Genomic DNA, 16,100 nt, shown 5'->3' with positions numbered 1-16,100 from the left:
TTATTATTATAGTATAAATAACAAGGTTAATTATGGAACCTCTCTCATTTGCTTCATTTTCATTAGCTGCTATTTTGGCATCATTGCCAGTAAATGGCGAAGCAGTTAGTAAGCCGACCATTACCACACATATTAGTCCTGCGATTGCTGGACAGTGGGAGATTGATTTAAACAGTAGTATCACGATGACCAAAGAAGCTGAGGCTCGTCAAGCGGTGTTAAAAGATAAGAGTCAGGTTAAAAGTAACGAACCCAAAATAGACGCCGGTGCAGGGCTACTCACACAAAACGAAAAACGCCTCATTAATATTCAACCAGATACCAGTAAAAAACGCATTGCATCAGCAAAGAAGTCCGCTCAGTGCCGTGAGCTTTACAATTTTGCTGCTGATAATGAGATGTGGTCGGTCAGTGGTAAAGAGTGGACTTATGGACGTTATTTGATTACGCACCGTGAAGAGGGGCTACCTATCATTGCTATCAAAACCGTTTATGATAACAATGAAGTAGATTGCTCAGGCAGTCAGATAGATCAGAGCAATGAGGCGTTGATTGCATTTTTAAATCATGATGGCAATCAGATGCAGTGGTGTGCTGATCCTGATGGGACAGAGTGCTTTATGAATTTTAATAGAATCCTGCCATAGTAGTAGAATGCTCTTTAATTACCTTACTTTAGCTTTAATCGCAGTCATCATTAAAAAAACCGCTATCTGTGCAGATAGCGGTTTTTTTAATGATGACAAGCTCTGATGATAAAGGTATTTGATACCAATATTTAATCAGTTCACAAGTTAGCTTTTTCTTTATTAGCAGTTAACAGCTCTCTTTCGAGATAATGAATATTTTGTGCTTCATGGACAAAATTATCATCTGATAAAATCACATCACGATGCATAGGGATGTTAGTTTTGATACCTTCGATAACCAATTCATCAAGTGCCTGTAGCGTCTTAGAGATCGCTTGCTGACGCGTTTGACCATGACAGATAAGCTTACCAATCAAAGAATCATAGTAACTTGGAATCTCATAGCCAGGATAAAGATGCGAATCAAAGCGAACACCAGCCCCACTAGGTGAATACAGCTGAGTGACCGTACCAGGTGAAGGCATAAACGTCACTGGATCTTCAGCATTGATACGACATTCAATCGCATGACCTTGAATTTCAATCTCACTTTGACGATAAGATAAACCGTAGCCAGCTGCGATTTTTAATTGCTCAACGACCACATCAATGCCTGTAATCATCTCAGTAATGGTATGCTCAACTTGCACACGAGTGTTCATCTCAATAAAGAAATATTCATTATTTTCAAATAAAAACTCAAAAGTACCGGCACCGCGGTAGTTGACCAGCTTACATGCTTTTACGCAAGCATCTAAGATAGGTTGACGGACATCGTCAGGAATATCAGGGGCAGGTGCTTCTTCTAAAACTTTTTGATGACGGCGCTGTAATGAGCAATCTCTGTCATATAGATGAATGGCATTGCCATTACCGTCGCCGAGCACCTGTATTTCTACATGGCGTGGGTTTTGTAGATAACGTTCCATATAAACCGTGTCATCACCAAACCATAGCTCCGCTTCTTGCTTAGCCGCTTGTACTTGACCGATAATTTCTTCAAAACGCTCAACCACACGCATACCACGACCACCGCCACCCGATGCCGCTTTAATCAACAAAGGAAAGCCAATATTGCGTGCTTGCTCTTCAGCATTGTGTAGTGTCACAGCACCTACTGAACCTGGTACTGTCGGTACACCCGCTTTTTTCATGGCATTGATAGCGGAAACCTTATTGCCCATCAGACGAATATGATCTGCAGTAGGACCTACAAAGGTTAACCCAGCTTCTTCAACACGTTCAGCAAATTCAGCATTTTCAGCCAAAAAACCATAACCGGGGTGAATAGCATCAGCGCCAGTGATTTCAGCAGCGGTCAAAATAGTATTGATATTCAGGTAGCTTTGATTGGCATTGGGCTTTCCAATACAGATGGCTTCATCAACAAAGCGTAAGTGCATCAAATTGGCATCAGCCGTAGAGTAAACACCGACGGTTTCAATACCAAGGGCTTTACAGGCGCGAACGATACGTAGGGCAATCTCACCTCTATTGGCGATGAGCAGTTTTTTTATCATGGGGTCATCCTTGTTGAAGCGGCGTTTTTTAATGGAGTCGCTATATTGAGCAATATCAAACTTTATTATTAAGCCTAGTGATTATCTAACCTAGTGATTATCTAACGTTGATATCTTTAAGCTTAGATATGATCAAGTTAAGCTAAAATAGCCTAGGTAGTACTATAAAGTGATATTGCCTGATAAATAGCAGGCTCTCCATCATAACGAAGTAAAGGTTGGCAAATCTGGTTACGCTTTGTAGCGTACGATAGGCTGACCAAACTGTACAACTTCAGAATTAGTGACCAATATCTCGTCAATGACACCGCTTTGAGTCGCTTCAAGGGGGTTCATGATTTTCATTGCCTCGATGATACCAAGCGTATCACCAGCCTGTACTTTTTGTCCAACCTTTATAAATGGTGGGTCATTAGGACTAGGGGCTGAGTAATAAACGCCAACCATAGGCGACGTCTCAACACTGCCCGGTTTCATGGCAGGCTTCGCTTCAGTAGCAATAGGTGCAGCGCCAGCAGTAGGTGCCGCCATCATCGTTGGCGCCGGTGCATCATAGTGACGAGTCAAACTGATATGCTCGTCATCTGAGCTGATTTCCAAATTAACCAGTTCGCTTTCTTCCATGAGTGCAATGAGGGTGCGTATTTTTTCAATATCCATAATTGTATTTTTGCCTTGTAACAAATCCGAGAAAAATAGTGTAACTAAATATTGTGTAGATAATTGCTAATGATACCTATATTCACGGCAATGAGCAATCGATGTACAGTTGTTAACTAAATTTTTTTACATATTATGACGTAAGCACTCGTTTGAATAACCAATGCTCAAGAATTTATCATAGTCTATGTGACTTACGAGCGCCAGTTATGATTGTTAGAAGTGACATTTAGATAAACTTGTGTAAACCCAGTCCTATCGTTAGCTCCACATAGCCAATAAACGTTTTTGTTGGTAGCACAAACGTATGGTAAGTAGAATTGAAGATAAGAATAATCCGGTGATTAAAGCCATCCAAAAACCTTGCGCCCCAATATCGGTGAAGCGTACTAAATAAATACCAAGCGGTAGTGCCACTATCCAGTAGCAAAATAGGGTAACCCACATTGGTATCGTCGTGTCTTGCATGCCACGTAATATGCCAGCGACATTGACTTGCCAGCCATCAAAAAGCTGATAAGCAAGTGCAAAGATGAGCAGATGCATGGCTTGCGCTCGTACCACAGGGTTGTCAGTGAATGCCGCTGCCAATTGTGGTCTAAATAACCAAACCCCAATCATACAAGCCATGGCAATGAGCACAGTCCATATGAGACCCGTTGCTTGTACTTGACGTAGTGCCATCAGGTTTTTTTCACCAAAGTGGTTGGACACCATAATGGTCAGTGCCATAGCGACTGAGATGGGGATCATAAACAGCTGTGAGGTCACCGACAGGGCGACTTGATGCGATGCGGTTGCCAGCTCACCTAATGGACTGATGACCAGTGCGCCTAAACTAAATAAGCTGGCTTCAAAAAAGATAGAAACGCCGATCGGAATACCAAGCTTTAATAGTTTTTTTATTTGTGCCCGATTTGGACTGGCAAAGGCATAAAAAAAGCGCGTACTGGCAAATTGATGACGCTTAGTAAAGCTGGTATAAGCGGCTAATAATAAGACGTTAATCCACAAAACGATGGCAGTTGCCACCCCGCACCCTGCGCCGCCCATCTCAGGCATGCCAAACAAGCCGTGGATAAATATATAGTTGAGTGGGATATCTGCAAGCAGCCCTATAATACTAATAACGGTCACCGGCTCAGGTCGACCAAGCGCTTCACAGTAACTACGCAGCACCGCATAAACAGCAATCGCAGGGAAACCAAATGATACGCCATGCAAATACTGGGTTGCTATCGGTTGGATATTTTCAGGGACCCCCATGAGGGCGAGTACATTGGGTGCTAAATTTACAATAATAAAACCAAGGATACCAATGACAGCAGCCGTCCATAACGACTGCTGGGTGATATGCGGTACTTTATCAAGTTGTTTCTGACCGATGGCTTCACCGATCAGAGGCGTGGTCGCAATCAAAATGCCTGTTGCTAATAAAAATAAAGGCAGCCAAATACCTGAACCGACGGCGACGGCAGCCAAGTCAAGCGCCGAAACTTGACCTGCCATAATGGCATCGACAACACCAAGCGCCGCTTGACAAAACTGGGTGATTAAGATGGGAAGGGCAAGTACGCCTAAGCGTAAGCTGTAGCTTTTGAAATCTACAAAAGACAAGGGGAAAACCATAAGGAGCAACTTTTATTCTTTACGATAATTATGTTTGATAAACAGATTTTGTTAATGAAGAAATATGGTCATCAGTAAATCAATAACGAGACAGCACAACAGGAGGCGTGTGACGATAATACTCCGATAAATACTATGAGCAAGCCCATTCTTAATAACAATAGACAGGCAGAGTATAAAAGAATCCTCGAGCGCGGCTAAAAATTATAATAGTTACCCCACTCTCAACTATCATAATTTTTGGCGTAGGCTGTGGCTTTAGCCCAGCGTTTTTGGCAAATTGTTACGATTGACTGGGCTAAAAGCGCCAGCCTACGATAGCCCATATTAAGTTGAGAGTCGCGTATAGTTGGTCATTTATAACGATTTTGTATAATAATAGGGGTTTTCAGTTATTTTGCCTATGACCAAGAATGTTTAACTTGAACGTTTGTTACTGGTTTTGTTATTGATAGACTTTTCTTGAAGTTAGGCTTTTTTTTACCGTGCTTAGCCGTTATCCTAGCGGTATTTTCTGCTATTGATGGCAGTTACCTATTTATAGATAAGTCCGTTTATGTCAAATATCAAACCTAATCACCTGTTTCAGCAATCAAACCCTCTTCATGATGCTCATTCGAATGCAATAGAGGTGAAAGACATTCCATTGGCGTTATATATCCATATCCCGTGGTGTGTCAAAAAATGCCCCTATTGTGATTTTAATTCACATGAGCTACCAGTAGACGGTCAGCTGTCCATGTATGATGAGTATGTAGATGCACTGTTGCAAGATGCCGCCATGCAGCAGATATTGACCCAAGGGCGTGAGATTGGCTCTATATTTATCGGAGGTGGTACGCCGTCGTTGTTGCCCATTGCGCAGTATCAGCGATTGTTTGATGGTTTACAGAAATATTATGAATTTGCTAGTGACATCGAAATCACTATGGAGGCCAATCCAGGCACACTTGAGCATGCACCATTTGTTGAATACTTAGAGGTAGGCATCAATCGTCTATCGATTGGTGTGCAAAGCTTTTCTGCTGAGCAATTAACCACGCTTGGACGTATTCACAATCCTATACAAGCACTATCTGCGATTAAAGCCGCTCGAGCGGCTGGCTTTGAGCGCGTAAACGTGGATTTGATGCATGGATTGCCAGAGCAAACTAGGAGCGAGGCGTTAGACGATATACAAATGGCACACAATGCAGGTGCGACGCATATCTCTTGGTATCAGCTGACCATTGAGCCTAATACCGTCTTTTATCGCAGTCAGCCGGTTTTACCCGATGAGGATCGTCTGGCAGATATTGAAGAAGCAGGTCAAATATTATTACAGAATTTAGGCTATCACAATTATGAGGTATCCGCATGGTCTGGGGCAGCAGATAAACCTTGTCGTCACAATGTCAACTACTGGCAGTTTGGCGATTATCTGGCAATCGGAGCAGGGGCTCACGGCAAAGTAACGGTTAGGGAAGGGGTCATTGATAACAAAGTTAGCCATGAGATGACTGCTAACATATTGATCAATGATGAAGAGAACAAACAAGCAGGTATCTATCGCTTTAGTAAATCTCGTATGCCAAAAGACTATATGGAATATCAAGAGGCTCATCAGCCCGATAGGGCGTTAACACCAGCGCCAAAAATGATTGGCTGGCAAGCCATTGATCAGGATGAGTTGATTAGTGAGTTTATGCTCAATGCCTTACGTTTGCATGATGGTGTAACGTGGTCGTTATTTGAGACGCGTACAGGGCTAAGTTATGACAGCGTTACGATACAAGTCACTCAATTAATCGAGCAAGGTCTGCTGACGGACAGTCTTGAACAATTGCAGCCGACAGAGCTTGGAAAAAGGTACCTCAATCAAATATTAAGAGCATTTTTATAGCATGATATATTGATTAAGTGTTCAGAATTTAAGCTTAATAAAAAGGGCTTATCACATCAATGATAAACCCTTTACATAACCCAAACGTTTGACGCTTAGATTTTGTTTTGTACTTCTTGTGCAGTACCACTTACAGCACTACCAGCGCTTGATACGTCTTGACCTAGACCTTTAAAAGTATTACAACCAGTTAATACAAACATAGCAGCCAAAGATGCGATAACTAATTTTTTCATAGTATGTTCCTCAAAAAGACAGATAGAGATAAGTAGTGTAGTAACGGTGAAACCTAATATACATCCTAAATTTCACTGCCAGATGACAACAGACAATGACAATGTTTTTATATGATCCCCTTGTCCGTTACAGCCATCATAATCAAAGTTAAAATCAGTGCCCAGTATCAAAATGTAATTATTGGCAGTAAACTGTAACTTTTGATTACCTCTGATATATAAGCTTAAACAATAAACTTAGCACCAATTACGGAGAGAGTATGACCATTCATATCGTGCTGGTAGCGCCAAAAATGCCCAGTAACACGGGCAATATCATTCGTCTGTGTGCCAATAGTGGGGCGCAGCTGCATTTGGTCAAACCGTTAGGGTTTGAGCTGGATGATAAAAAATTGCGCCGTGCAGGATTGGATTATCATGAGTATGCCCATCTGCAAGTACACGATGATTGGTCGGTGGCAAAACAAGCATTGCAAGATGCTGATTGTCATACCATCACGGCATTGACGACCAAATTAAGCAAACCCTTTTATGATTATGATTTTGGCGGGCAAGAGACTGCAGAGTCGGGCAGTGAGTTTTCTGGAAATAACGTAGCCATGGTTTTTGGCTCAGAAACGGCGGGATTGGCAGATGATATTCGTGAAGATATTGGCGCTGATAACTGGCTGCGACTACCGATGCTGGCAGATTCGCGCAGTTTGAATCTCTCTAATAGCGTGGCAATATGCTTATATGAGGTGTGGCGACAACAAGGCTTTAGCGGTGATGAAGGTCGCAGTATCGGCTATGAGACACTGACTGTCTACGACCCTAAATAGTATTTCTACTATAGAAAAGTTATTGAAGGCCGATAAATAAAGTTATTTATCGGCCTTTTCATTTGAGGTTACTATCAGCAGTTAGGCGGTACTATAAGCAGTTAGGCGGTTTGGGTAAGCCAGCAAGGCGATTGACATGGCGAGCGACCAAACCGGTATTAAATAGCTGCTGCAACTTTTGATTGCTGATATCATAATCAGGCAAGGTTTGCTGCAGCCACTTAATCAGCGGACGCGTGGCCGGTGCGTGATTGAATCTTACAAAAAATGCGCGCACGTGCTGCAATACTGCTAAACGCTCAGTATCTAAATCGACATTCAGCGTATTGGCAAGCTGCTGCGCGATAGCAGGCGTCCAGATGGTGTGGTCGCATAAATGCCCATCTTGGTCTAACGCCGCATTGATTACGTTCGGCGATGATAAGGTGGAGTCAGTGGGAGTACTCATAAGGTAATCGTCACCACTTTATCAAAGCGACTGTCTTGGGTCATTGCCACCCATTCTGAATCGCTTAAAATAGCAGTGAGCTTCGCCGCCAGATTGAGTTTCGCGACTGTGTTTTCGTGCAACTGTGCCACATCATCGGCCAGGGCGTAAATACCGGCAATGGTTTCTATCTCCATGTTTTCGATATCAGCCAAATATGCATTGAGCCAATCTATATACGCGACGGTCGTACCCAATAAAAGGATACTGTCGCCCGCCTGCCACGACAATGCCATTTGTTCTGTGATGCGTCTGAGCGTATCCATGCTGCTATGTAATTGATATAAAGTTGCCATACTCGTGTCCAATCGTTTGCTAGAGTCGATTCTAAAGTGACTCAACTATATAGATATTTGAATAATAAAAAGGGATTTTACCATGGAAAGTATTGCGATTAAAAAGTCAGGATTTGCTCAAACGCTTGTAAATTCACTTCTTCTGGAATCAAGACCAGCTGTGTTGCCAAATCTGTCGGCAGCATGCCTGCTATCCAGCCACTAAACACATCATCAGGCAGCCAAGCTGGCGGTATATCATAAAGCTCAAGCGCTTGAATCATACCTTGCAAACGCGAGTTTGGCTGCATTAAAAACCCAAAAACTGGCGCATCCAAATACAGCTGCACCTCATGTCCAAAGGTCGCCAAAGTCAAAGCCAGCGCACAGCCTTCATAGCTTGCCATTTCAGTGGGCGTATGCAGCCGAATGAGTAGTTTCATGGGGTAGTCCTAGTCTTGTTTATCGCTATCTATTAGTATCAAACGGGCTATTGAGTGTAAGTTCTGGCTTTTATGACTGCTATATTTTTATTTCAATCATATTTATCAAAATTGCAATAAGTGGCAGTCGCTTTGCATCATCATAGCAAGCTCACTCAGACCCACCAGTTTAAAACCTGTCGCTAGATTCTCTGTCTCTAACTGATGGCGTGCGCTATTGTCCGCATCACTAATACCGCGACTGAGCGCTGTACTGACGCATACTGGTAGCACGAGCTGGTATTGTTCTGCAAGCACTTGCCACTCTTGGGTAATATTTGATTGATCGGCTGATTGCCACCGTAAACGGTTGGCAGTATGTGCCGCGTCTGCATAAAAAAAGATGTTTAATACAGGGTTTCCATGATGGGTGCTGTCACCAGATTTATGGTCTATAGAGGCGCTTTGTAGATAAGCGCGTGCATAGCGTAATGCCAGATGTGCCAGTGGATGGCTGGGATCGGCAGTGATGAGAAGGAGTGGCGTTAAGGTTGTCATAATCGCGGTATCACATATTATTGATAGATATTGAACAAATGAATATTGAAAAAGGACTGAGACCTTATGGCTTTATATTGTATCATCATTCAACGCTTTTTCGTTTTTTGCCAATCTGCCCGCGCTTAGCAGTGCAAATTTTTATTTATGTTACTATAAAAGCGTGATGAAAAAGCGTGATGACTGTCTTATTCATAGCAGTTGTGACCGTCCCGTAAGAAAAAACAATAAATTTATTCGCCCAGTTCACGTAGGCTTATGGCTCTATGCTGCAATGAGGTATCATCGTTATGCTATCTACCGCACCCAATGATAACGGCTATCAGCCCACATCAGAACAGCTACAAGTGCTGCAAACTGCCAGTGAGTTTGCTTATCAAATTTGGCAAAGTCGCACGGGCGCCTGCCAGACATTTTTACGTAGTTATCCTTTAGAGACAACCTTAACGCGCCAACAAATCGATGATCTTATTCAAGATTATACCTTAGATGAAAACTACCAGCTTGGTCATGAAACCAAAGTGATGAGTGGCTTACGTCATTTGCGTATGCTACTCATGATGCGTTGGGTATGGCAAGACGCCTTGGCAGTGATTGAGCTTGAACAGCTGACGGATGAATTGTCCGAATTCGCTGATGGCTGTATTTTATTTGCCAAAGACTATATTTATCAGCAGCTGATGACTCAATATGGTCAGCCAACCTTTATTAATGATAAAGGCAATGTGCAAGTCGATGATATGGCGATTATGGCGATGGGCAAGCTTGGCGCTCATGAACTGAATTTATCGAGTGATATTGATCTGGTTTTTATCCATCAAGCGCGCGGTGAAACTGATGGGGATAAAGCCAACGGCACGCGTAGTATCGACAATAAACGTTTTATGACTCGCCTCGGTCAAGGTATTATCAAGCTGCTCGATAACAATACAGCTGATGGCTTTGTATTTAGGGTGGATATGCGCTTGCGCCCATGGGGTGATGGTAGTGATTTGGCCATTCATCTGCCAGCATTACAAAAGTATTTTTCTCATCATGGACGAGCATGGGAGCGATTTGCTTGGCTAAAAGCACGCGTCGTTGGGCAGATAGAGCAGCCATTCCATGAGGACATTCAAGCACTTATTAAGCCGTTTGTCTTTCGATATTACGTCGATTATAGTGCTTTTTCGGCACTAAGAGAGATGAAGTCTCTCATTCAAAATCAAGTCGCGCAGCGTGAAGATTTGGATAATATTAAGCTTGGCGCTGGCGGTATCCGAGACATTGAGTTTATCGTCCAAGCCTTTCAGCTGATTTATGGTGGACGACATCCGCAGCTACAGGTCAAATCTTGTTTAAAGGCCCTGCAGGCGCTGTATGAGCTTAAATATCTAGAGCAGACTACCTATCAAGAACTGCAGAGTGCTTATCGATTTTTACGTCGGCTTGAGCATGGTATTCAAGCGATTAATGACCAACAGACCCAGCGTCTTCCTCATGATGCCCATTGGCAGCACAATCTTGCGCTCACGCTTGGGTTTGAAGACTGGAATGGATTGTTAAATACACTCAATCATCATCGAGATCATGTCAATGTGCCGTTTGAGCGTATAGTGACTGAACGACAAGTACCGGCTTACGATGATGATGAGCCAGAACCTGCTAACTTGGATGAGCAAGTTGCCCGTTTACATAACGTGTTGACTGAAGAGAACCGCACTCAATTGCAAAATTTTTGGCAATCGAAAATGGTTGCTAATTTAAGTGATGAAGCTCGTGAGCGCTTGGATGGGGCGTATCCAGTAATTGTGCATGCGCTACTTGCTCATCAAGATCAGCAGCAACTGGCAAATACCGCATTGCCGCGCTTGATTGCCTTGCTTGAAGCGATTTGTCGTCGTTCTATTTATCTGGTCATGATTGCAGAAAACCCAAATGCCACGGTTGAGCTGATACCGATGCTGTCCGCTAGCCCTTGGATTGCCAAAGAGTTGGCACAGTATCCGGTGTTGTTGGATACTTTTTTACAGCAGCGCTATCGGCATTTGCCAGACAAGTTTGAGTTGCGAGATATCCTGCGCCAGCAATTGTTGCGGGTGGAGCCTAATGATGAAGAAACGCTGCTCAGCGTATTACGATTATTTAAAAAGAACCAAGTATTGGCGGTCGCTGCCAGTGATGTGTTGGCTGAACGTCCAATCATGAAAGTATCGGACTCTTTAACCTATATTGCCGAGGTGGTACTAGAAGCGGCGCTTGAGCGTGCTTTTGCTGAAATCGTCAAACGTTATGGTTATCCTATCGGTCAAGATGGTGATCCAGTCACCGAAGCGGACTGCGGCTTTGCTATCATAGGCTACGGCAAGCTTGGTGGTCTTGAGTTGTCTTATTCATCAGATTTAGATTTGGTTTTTTTGCATAAAATAAAAGAGCAGGGCATGACCACCGGTGAGAAGTCGTTCAGTGGTATGAAGTTTGCGGCACGCTTAGCGCAAAAGCTGATGACCTATCTTAATACCCAAACCCGTGATGGGCGTGCTTATGAGGTGGACATGCGTCTGCGCCCCTCAGGCAATGCTGGCATGATGGTGGTTTCTTGTCATGCGTTTGAAACGTATCAGCTGCAAAAAGCATGGTCATGGGAACATCAAGCGCTGGTCAGGGCACGCGCAATTTGCGGTGACAAACGTGTTACCGCCCGTTTTTGTGATATTCGCCGTACGGTCTTAGCGTTACCGCGTACCATTGAGCAAGTTCGTATTGAAGTGACGAGTATGCGTCTCAAAATGCAAAAGCATCTGGGAACCAGTCAATGGCAACAGCAGGCAGGTAAGTTTCATCTCAAGCAAGATGCAGGTGGTATCGTGGATATCGAATTTTTGGCGCAATTTGCCGTATTGGCCTATTCGCATGAACATCCAACATTGACCAAATGGAGTGATAACGTCCGTATCTTTGAGGAGATGGCGACACTGGGTATTTGGGAGAGCGAGATCTGTCAAGATTTGACCGATGCTTATTTGCGCATACGCGCCGCGACGCATCAATTGGCGTTATCTGAGCAGGTGTTACTGGTTGATGAGTCACTTTGGACCGAAACCCGCGCACTCGTGCAAGCACAGTGGCAGCATCTGATGGGTGTGGAATCGACAGAATAATCTTACTAAAACAGCTGTATTGAAAGGACAGTGTTAAAACAGTCTGAGCACTGATATTGCACTTCATGTGTTAATCTAAGCTGTATAAATAAAAGCCATGCAGTGATAAACTAAAATATTGTATTTGCTTGGCGTGCCGGTGATATAATCATTTGCGCATTATGTTTATACCTGAAAAAATTTGTACCTGAAAAATAGACACTCAGTGTCAGTATAAAAATTTAATTTAAATATCCACTTAACACTCAACAAAAAAGTTAGACGTCAGCGCTAGCATAAGGACTATTAGATGAATATGGCAACGCAGGAAGGCAAGCTTTGGATGAATGGCACGATGATTGAACAGCCAGATGCCAAGGTTCATGTGCTTACGCATAGCATGCATTACGGTATCGCAGTCTTTGAAGGCGTCCGTGCTTATCAAACCGCTGATAACCGTACCGCGATTTTTCGCCTAAAAGAACATACCGAGCGTCTGCTAGGTTCCGCGAAGATTTTTCAGATGGATGTACCTTTTGATGCTGCCACTTTAGAGCAAGCACACAAGGATGTGGTCAAGCAAAACAACTTGGCAGAAGCTTATATTCGTCCGCTCATTTGGTTCGGTGCCGAAAAGCTAGGTCTGTCCTCACGCGATAATAGCGTCAATGCCATGGTAGCCGCTTGGCATTGGGGCGCATATCTTGGTGAAGAAGGTATTAAAAAAGGCATTCGTGTAAAAACGTCATCATATACCCATCACTTGCCAAACGTGACCATGTGTAAGGCAAAAGCCTCCAGCAATTATCCAGTATCTATCATGGCGAACCAAGAAGTGACCCGTAACGGTTATGACGAAGCCATCTTGATGGATCCACAGGGCTATGTCTGCCAGGGCGCCGGTGAAAACTTGTTCTTGGTCAAAGATGGCGTACTACATACCCCAGATTTAGCAGGCGGCGCACTTGACGGTATCACGCGTCGAACTATTGTTCAATTCGCTGAAGATTTGGGCATCAAGGTTATTGAGCGCCGTATCACTCGTGATGAGTTCTACTTGGCAGATGAAATCTTTATGACCGGTACTGCTGCGGAAGTGACGCCTATTCGTGAATACGATGATCGTACTATCGGTAATGGTGGTCGTGGTCCGTTGACTGAAAAGCTGCAAACCCTTTACTTTGATGTGGTCCATGGTCGTAATGAGAAATATATGGACTGGTTAAGCTTTATTGATTGATAGGCTATCTAGCACCGTAATATAAAATCAAAAAGCCAAGGCTATTTAATAGCCTTGGCTTTTTGATACTTGTAAGCAATACACACAAAAACTAAGCAAGGACTATCAATCGCTATTTTTCATGCTGATATTCGGTAGCGTAATATCCAATTTTAGACTTAATAGTTTATAAACTGGCCTAATAAAAAGAAGAATTGAGAAAATGAAAGACCATTGATGCTGCTTCTAGTTAAAAAGTATCACCTATCTCTATAGCTTGTGTGAAGGTAGCGCCTTGATGATCTTTTTCAGTTAATTTGAGTTCTAAACCTTCAACTGGCCAGTTAATATCTAAACTATCATCATTCCATAGAATAGTCCGTTCACTTTCTTTGTGATAATAGCTAGTGGTTTTATACAAAAACTGAGTGTTGTCTTCGAGTGCGATAAAACCATGTGCAAATCCTGCCGGTATCCAAAACTGACGATGATTGGTTGCTGTAAGCTCTATACCTACCCACTGTCCAAAAGTAGGTGAGTGCTGACGAATATCTACCGCCACATCCCAAGCCCGCCCTTGTACCACTCGCACTAGCTTGGCTTGAGCAAAAGGATTTAGCTGATAATGTAAGCCGCGCAGTGCTCCTTTTTGGGAGCTGGAATGATTATCTTGGACGAAGTTTGGTGCTTCAAACCCACGTTCGTTTAATAAAGTGGTGAAGCTTTTGTGATTAAAGCTTTCCATAAACCAGCCACGGTCATCTTCAAAAACGCGCGGCTCAAGGATTAATAGCTCTGGTATCTTGGTATCAATGATGTTCATAATGAATATACTAATGTGGTTATGAATTTAGTGTTGATGCTCTTGGTGTAGTTTTAGCAAATAATGCCCGTAACCTGTTTTTTTGAAAAAATTGGCACGTTCTAGCAATTGTGCGTCGTCAATCCAACCGTTGTGATAAGAGATTTCTTCAAGACAGGCTACTTTAAGGCCTTGACGATGCTCAATAGTTTGCACAAATTGTCCAGCCTCTAGTAATGAATCGTGAGTGCCCGTATCTAACCAAGCAAAACCACGCCCTAGAAGTTCTACATTAAGTTGCTGTTGTTCTAAGTAAGCATTGTTAATGTCAGTAATCTCTAATTCACCTCGATGGGAGGGTTGTACATTTTTAGCAATATCTACCACTTGATTGTCATAAAAATATAAACCCGTCACTGCATAATGTGACTTAGGATGATTTGGCTTCTCTTCAATACTTAGTGCTTTGCCATCTTGGTCAAACTCTACTACCCCAAAACGCTCAGGATCACTTACATAGTAACCGAATACTGTCGCTCCTGTTTCTTGTTCAGTCGCTCGAAGTAATTGCTGGCTAAAGCTTTGCCCGTAGAAGATGTTATCTCCTAATACTAAGCAAACATTATCGTCACCAATAAACTCTTCGCCCAATATGAATGCTTGAGCTAGGCCATCAGGTGAAGGCTGGACTTTATAAGATAGTTTTATCCCTAAATCATCGCCATTACCAAGTAGCTTTTCAAAGTTTGGTAAGTCTTCAGGAGTGGATATGATTAAAATTTCTCGAATACCTGCGAGCATCAGTACCGATAAAGGATAGTAAATCATGGGCTTATCATATATCGGAAGAAGCTGTTTCGATGTGCCTAGAGTGATAGGGTGCAATCGTGAACCGGAGCCCCCAGCAAGAATAATCCCTTTACGGTTAGTTTGAATCATAGCAATAGCTCTCCTAATACTTGAGCAACACCTTGTTGCCAATGTGGCAAGTGCAGTTGGAAGTGGGTTTGTAGTTTTTCAGTATTTAAACGTGAGTTGAGCGGACGTTTTGCAGGGGTAGGGTATTGTGATGTTGGAATAGGATTCAGCTGCTTTATGAGTAGTTCTGTACCGATATTTTTTTGTGCGGTCGCAAAGATAAACTCAGCATAATCAAACCATGAACATTCACCTTTTGCTGCTAAGTTATAGTGTCCATGTAGACTACTGGGTTGTTTGTTTAGTAAATAGTAACGTAGTGCTTGTGCAGTAATATCAGCAATCAAAGCGGCTCCAGTTGGCGCGCCAATTTGGTCAGCGATGATGTTAAGCTCTTCTTTGCTTTGAGCAAGCTTTAGCATGGTTTTAATAAAGTTATTACCATGGGTGCCATATACCCAACTGGTGCGAAAGTTAATAAATCTTGCACCACTTTTCTCTAAAGCCATTTCTCCATCATACTTAGTCCTGCCATAATTATTTATGGGCATTCTATCATCTGTTTCTGACCAAGGCGTGTCTAGCGTACCATCAAACACATAATCACTAGAGTAATTAATCAGCAAGCTATTAAAATGCTTAGACATATCAGCTAAATGTTTAACAGCTAAATGGTTTATTAAATCAGCCTGTTTATAATCACTTTCAGCTTTATCTACAGTGGTATAAGCGGCTGCGTTGATAACTACATCAGGCTCTATGGTAGCATAGAGCTGTTCTATAGCGGTAAAGTTGGTTATATCACCACACAACCCATTATCATTCATTTGACGATCTAGTGAAATAACGTGTCCTAACGGTTGCAGAGCACGCTGTAACTCCCAGCCAACTTGACCATTTTTACCCAGTAATACAATTTTCAT

16 protein-coding genes are annotated in these 16,100 nt (G+C 42.8%); 5 read left to right on the top strand and 11 right to left on the bottom strand.

What is annotated here, in order from left to right:
- Positions 1 to 32 precede the first annotated feature (32 nt).
- Positions 33 to 647, top strand: a complete 615-nt coding sequence (locus PSYC_RS06380; protein ID WP_011280500.1) for a hypothetical protein — start codon at positions 33 to 35, stop codon at positions 645 to 647.
- A 140-nt stretch (positions 648 to 787) separates the two neighbouring features.
- Here PSYC_RS06380 and accC read toward each other — a convergent pair whose 3' ends face one another.
- The 3 genes from accC to PSYC_RS06365 form a co-directional block, all read right to left on the bottom strand.
- Complete coding sequence (gene accC, locus PSYC_RS06375) at positions 788 to 2,149, bottom strand: acetyl-CoA carboxylase biotin carboxylase subunit (protein ID WP_011280499.1); 1,362 nt, start codon at positions 2,147 to 2,149, stop codon at positions 788 to 790.
- Between the two features lie 231 nt (positions 2,150 to 2,380).
- Positions 2,381 to 2,809 (bottom strand): acetyl-CoA carboxylase biotin carboxyl carrier protein, encoded by a 429-nt coding sequence (gene accB, locus PSYC_RS06370; protein WP_011280498.1) that lies wholly within the window; start codon positions 2,807 to 2,809, stop codon positions 2,381 to 2,383.
- A 261-nt stretch (positions 2,810 to 3,070) separates the two neighbouring features.
- Entirely contained in the window at positions 3,071 to 4,438 is a 1,368-nt protein-coding gene (locus PSYC_RS06365) for an MATE family efflux transporter (protein WP_011280497.1), read from the bottom strand.
- A 556-nt stretch (positions 4,439 to 4,994) separates the two neighbouring features.
- Between PSYC_RS06365 and hemW the strand changes: the two genes are divergently transcribed.
- Entirely contained in the window at positions 4,995 to 6,320 is a 1,326-nt protein-coding gene (hemW, locus tag PSYC_RS06360; protein WP_011280496.1) for a radical SAM family heme chaperone HemW, read from the top strand.
- 95 nt (positions 6,321 to 6,415) lie between these two features.
- Here hemW and PSYC_RS06355 read toward each other — a convergent pair whose 3' ends face one another.
- Entirely contained in the window at positions 6,416 to 6,556 is a 141-nt protein-coding gene (locus PSYC_RS06355; protein ID WP_011280495.1) for an entericidin A/B family lipoprotein, read from the bottom strand.
- A 260-nt stretch (positions 6,557 to 6,816) separates the two neighbouring features.
- On the opposite strand from PSYC_RS06355, the gene PSYC_RS06350 reads away from it, so the two are divergent.
- Complete coding sequence (locus tag PSYC_RS06350) at positions 6,817 to 7,377, top strand: tRNA (cytidine(34)-2'-O)-methyltransferase (RefSeq protein ID WP_011280494.1); 561 nt, start codon at positions 6,817 to 6,819, stop codon at positions 7,375 to 7,377.
- A 91-nt stretch (positions 7,378 to 7,468) separates the two neighbouring features.
- Here the strand turns inward: PSYC_RS06350 and PSYC_RS06345 are convergent, their stop codons facing one another.
- From PSYC_RS06345 to tusD, 4 genes are all read right to left on the bottom strand, one after another.
- On the bottom strand, positions 7,469 to 7,825 hold the full coding sequence (locus PSYC_RS06345) for a TusE/DsrC/DsvC family sulfur relay protein (RefSeq protein ID WP_011280493.1): 357 nt from the start codon (positions 7,823 to 7,825) through the stop codon (positions 7,469 to 7,471).
- A complete protein-coding gene (locus tag PSYC_RS06340) occupies positions 7,822 to 8,160 on the bottom strand; it encodes a hypothetical protein (protein ID WP_011280492.1) in 339 nt (112 codons plus the stop codon). Before PSYC_RS06340 ends, PSYC_RS06345 begins: the two co-directional genes overlap by 4 nt.
- Positions 8,161 to 8,258: 98 nt before the next feature.
- Positions 8,259 to 8,582 (bottom strand): hypothetical protein, encoded by a 324-nt coding sequence (locus PSYC_RS06335; RefSeq protein WP_011280491.1) that lies wholly within the window; start codon positions 8,580 to 8,582, stop codon positions 8,259 to 8,261.
- A gap of 105 nt (positions 8,583 to 8,687) precedes the next feature.
- Positions 8,688 to 9,119 carry a sulfurtransferase complex subunit TusD gene (gene tusD, locus PSYC_RS06330; protein WP_011280490.1) on the bottom strand — a complete coding sequence of 144 codons (432 nt, stop codon included), beginning with the start codon at positions 9,117 to 9,119 and terminating at the stop codon, positions 8,688 to 8,690.
- A gap of 290 nt (positions 9,120 to 9,409) precedes the next feature.
- On the opposite strand from tusD, the gene glnE reads away from it, so the two are divergent.
- Positions 9,410 to 12,259, top strand: a complete 2,850-nt coding sequence (gene glnE, locus PSYC_RS06325; RefSeq protein WP_011280489.1) for a bifunctional [glutamate--ammonia ligase]-adenylyl-L-tyrosine phosphorylase/[glutamate--ammonia-ligase] adenylyltransferase — start codon at positions 9,410 to 9,412, stop codon at positions 12,257 to 12,259.
- 289 nt (positions 12,260 to 12,548) lie between these two features.
- Entirely contained in the window at positions 12,549 to 13,478 is a 930-nt protein-coding gene (locus tag PSYC_RS06320) for a branched-chain amino acid transaminase (RefSeq protein ID WP_011280488.1), read from the top strand.
- Between the two features lie 229 nt (positions 13,479 to 13,707).
- Here PSYC_RS06320 and rfbC read toward each other — a convergent pair whose 3' ends face one another.
- The 3 genes from rfbC to rfbD are packed head-to-tail and all read right to left on the bottom strand — an operon-like array spanning position 13,708 to position 16,100.
- A complete protein-coding gene (gene rfbC, locus PSYC_RS06315; RefSeq protein WP_011280487.1) occupies positions 13,708 to 14,280 on the bottom strand; it encodes a dTDP-4-dehydrorhamnose 3,5-epimerase in 573 nt (190 codons plus the stop codon).
- 27 nt (positions 14,281 to 14,307) lie between these two features.
- Positions 14,308 to 15,198 carry a glucose-1-phosphate thymidylyltransferase RfbA gene (rfbA, locus tag PSYC_RS06310; protein WP_011280486.1) on the bottom strand — a complete coding sequence of 297 codons (891 nt, stop codon included), beginning with the start codon at positions 15,196 to 15,198 and terminating at the stop codon, positions 14,308 to 14,310.
- Positions 15,195 to 16,100 (bottom strand): dTDP-4-dehydrorhamnose reductase, encoded by a 906-nt coding sequence (rfbD, locus tag PSYC_RS06305; RefSeq protein WP_011280485.1) that lies wholly within the window; start codon positions 16,098 to 16,100, stop codon positions 15,195 to 15,197. The genes rfbA and rfbD overlap by 4 nt, the downstream gene beginning before the upstream one ends.

Source organism: Psychrobacter arcticus 273-4 (genome assembly GCF_000012305.1).
Taxonomy (GTDB): Bacteria; Pseudomonadota; Gammaproteobacteria; order Pseudomonadales; family Moraxellaceae; genus Psychrobacter; species Psychrobacter arcticus.
The sequence above is the reverse complement of the archived record's forward strand: the minus strand, read 5'-3'. Positions and strand labels throughout refer to the sequence as shown.

What these genes read in the sequence shown, in the direction of transcription:
- PSYC_RS06380 (WP_011280500.1), top strand. Translation starts at nt 33, where the DNA reads ATGGAACCTCTCTCATTTGCTTCATTTTCATTAGCTGCTATTTTGGCA.
- accC (WP_011280499.1), bottom strand. Translation starts at nt 2,149, where the DNA reads ATGATAAAAAAACTGCTCATCGCCAATAGAGGTGAGATTGCCCTACGT.
- accB (WP_011280498.1), bottom strand. Translation starts at nt 2,809, where the DNA reads ATGGATATTGAAAAAATACGCACCCTCATTGCACTCATGGAAGAAAGC.
- PSYC_RS06365 (WP_011280497.1), bottom strand. Translation starts at nt 4,438, where the DNA reads ATGGTTTTCCCCTTGTCTTTTGTAGATTTCAAAAGCTACAGCTTACGC.
- hemW (WP_011280496.1), top strand. Translation starts at nt 4,995, where the DNA reads ATGTCAAATATCAAACCTAATCACCTGTTTCAGCAATCAAACCCTCTT.
- PSYC_RS06355 (WP_011280495.1), bottom strand. Translation starts at nt 6,556, where the DNA reads ATGAAAAAATTAGTTATCGCATCTTTGGCTGCTATGTTTGTATTAACT.
- PSYC_RS06350 (WP_011280494.1), top strand. Translation starts at nt 6,817, where the DNA reads ATGACCATTCATATCGTGCTGGTAGCGCCAAAAATGCCCAGTAACACG.
- PSYC_RS06345 (WP_011280493.1), bottom strand. Translation starts at nt 7,825, where the DNA reads ATGAGTACTCCCACTGACTCCACCTTATCATCGCCGAACGTAATCAAT.
- PSYC_RS06340 (WP_011280492.1), bottom strand. Translation starts at nt 8,160, where the DNA reads ATGGCAACTTTATATCAATTACATAGCAGCATGGATACGCTCAGACGC.
- PSYC_RS06335 (WP_011280491.1), bottom strand. Translation starts at nt 8,582, where the DNA reads ATGAAACTACTCATTCGGCTGCATACGCCCACTGAAATGGCAAGCTAT.
- tusD (WP_011280490.1), bottom strand. Translation starts at nt 9,119, where the DNA reads ATGACAACCTTAACGCCACTCCTTCTCATCACTGCCGATCCCAGCCAT.
- glnE (WP_011280489.1), top strand. Translation starts at nt 9,410, where the DNA reads ATGCTATCTACCGCACCCAATGATAACGGCTATCAGCCCACATCAGAA.
- PSYC_RS06320 (WP_011280488.1), top strand. Translation starts at nt 12,549, where the DNA reads ATGAATATGGCAACGCAGGAAGGCAAGCTTTGGATGAATGGCACGATG.
- rfbC (WP_011280487.1), bottom strand. Translation starts at nt 14,280, where the DNA reads ATGAACATCATTGATACCAAGATACCAGAGCTATTAATCCTTGAGCCG.
- rfbA (WP_011280486.1), bottom strand. Translation starts at nt 15,198, where the DNA reads ATGATTCAAACTAACCGTAAAGGGATTATTCTTGCTGGGGGCTCCGGT.
- rfbD (WP_011280485.1), bottom strand. Translation starts at nt 16,100, where the DNA reads ATGAAAATTGTATTACTGGGTAAAAATGGTCAAGTTGGCTGGGAGTTA.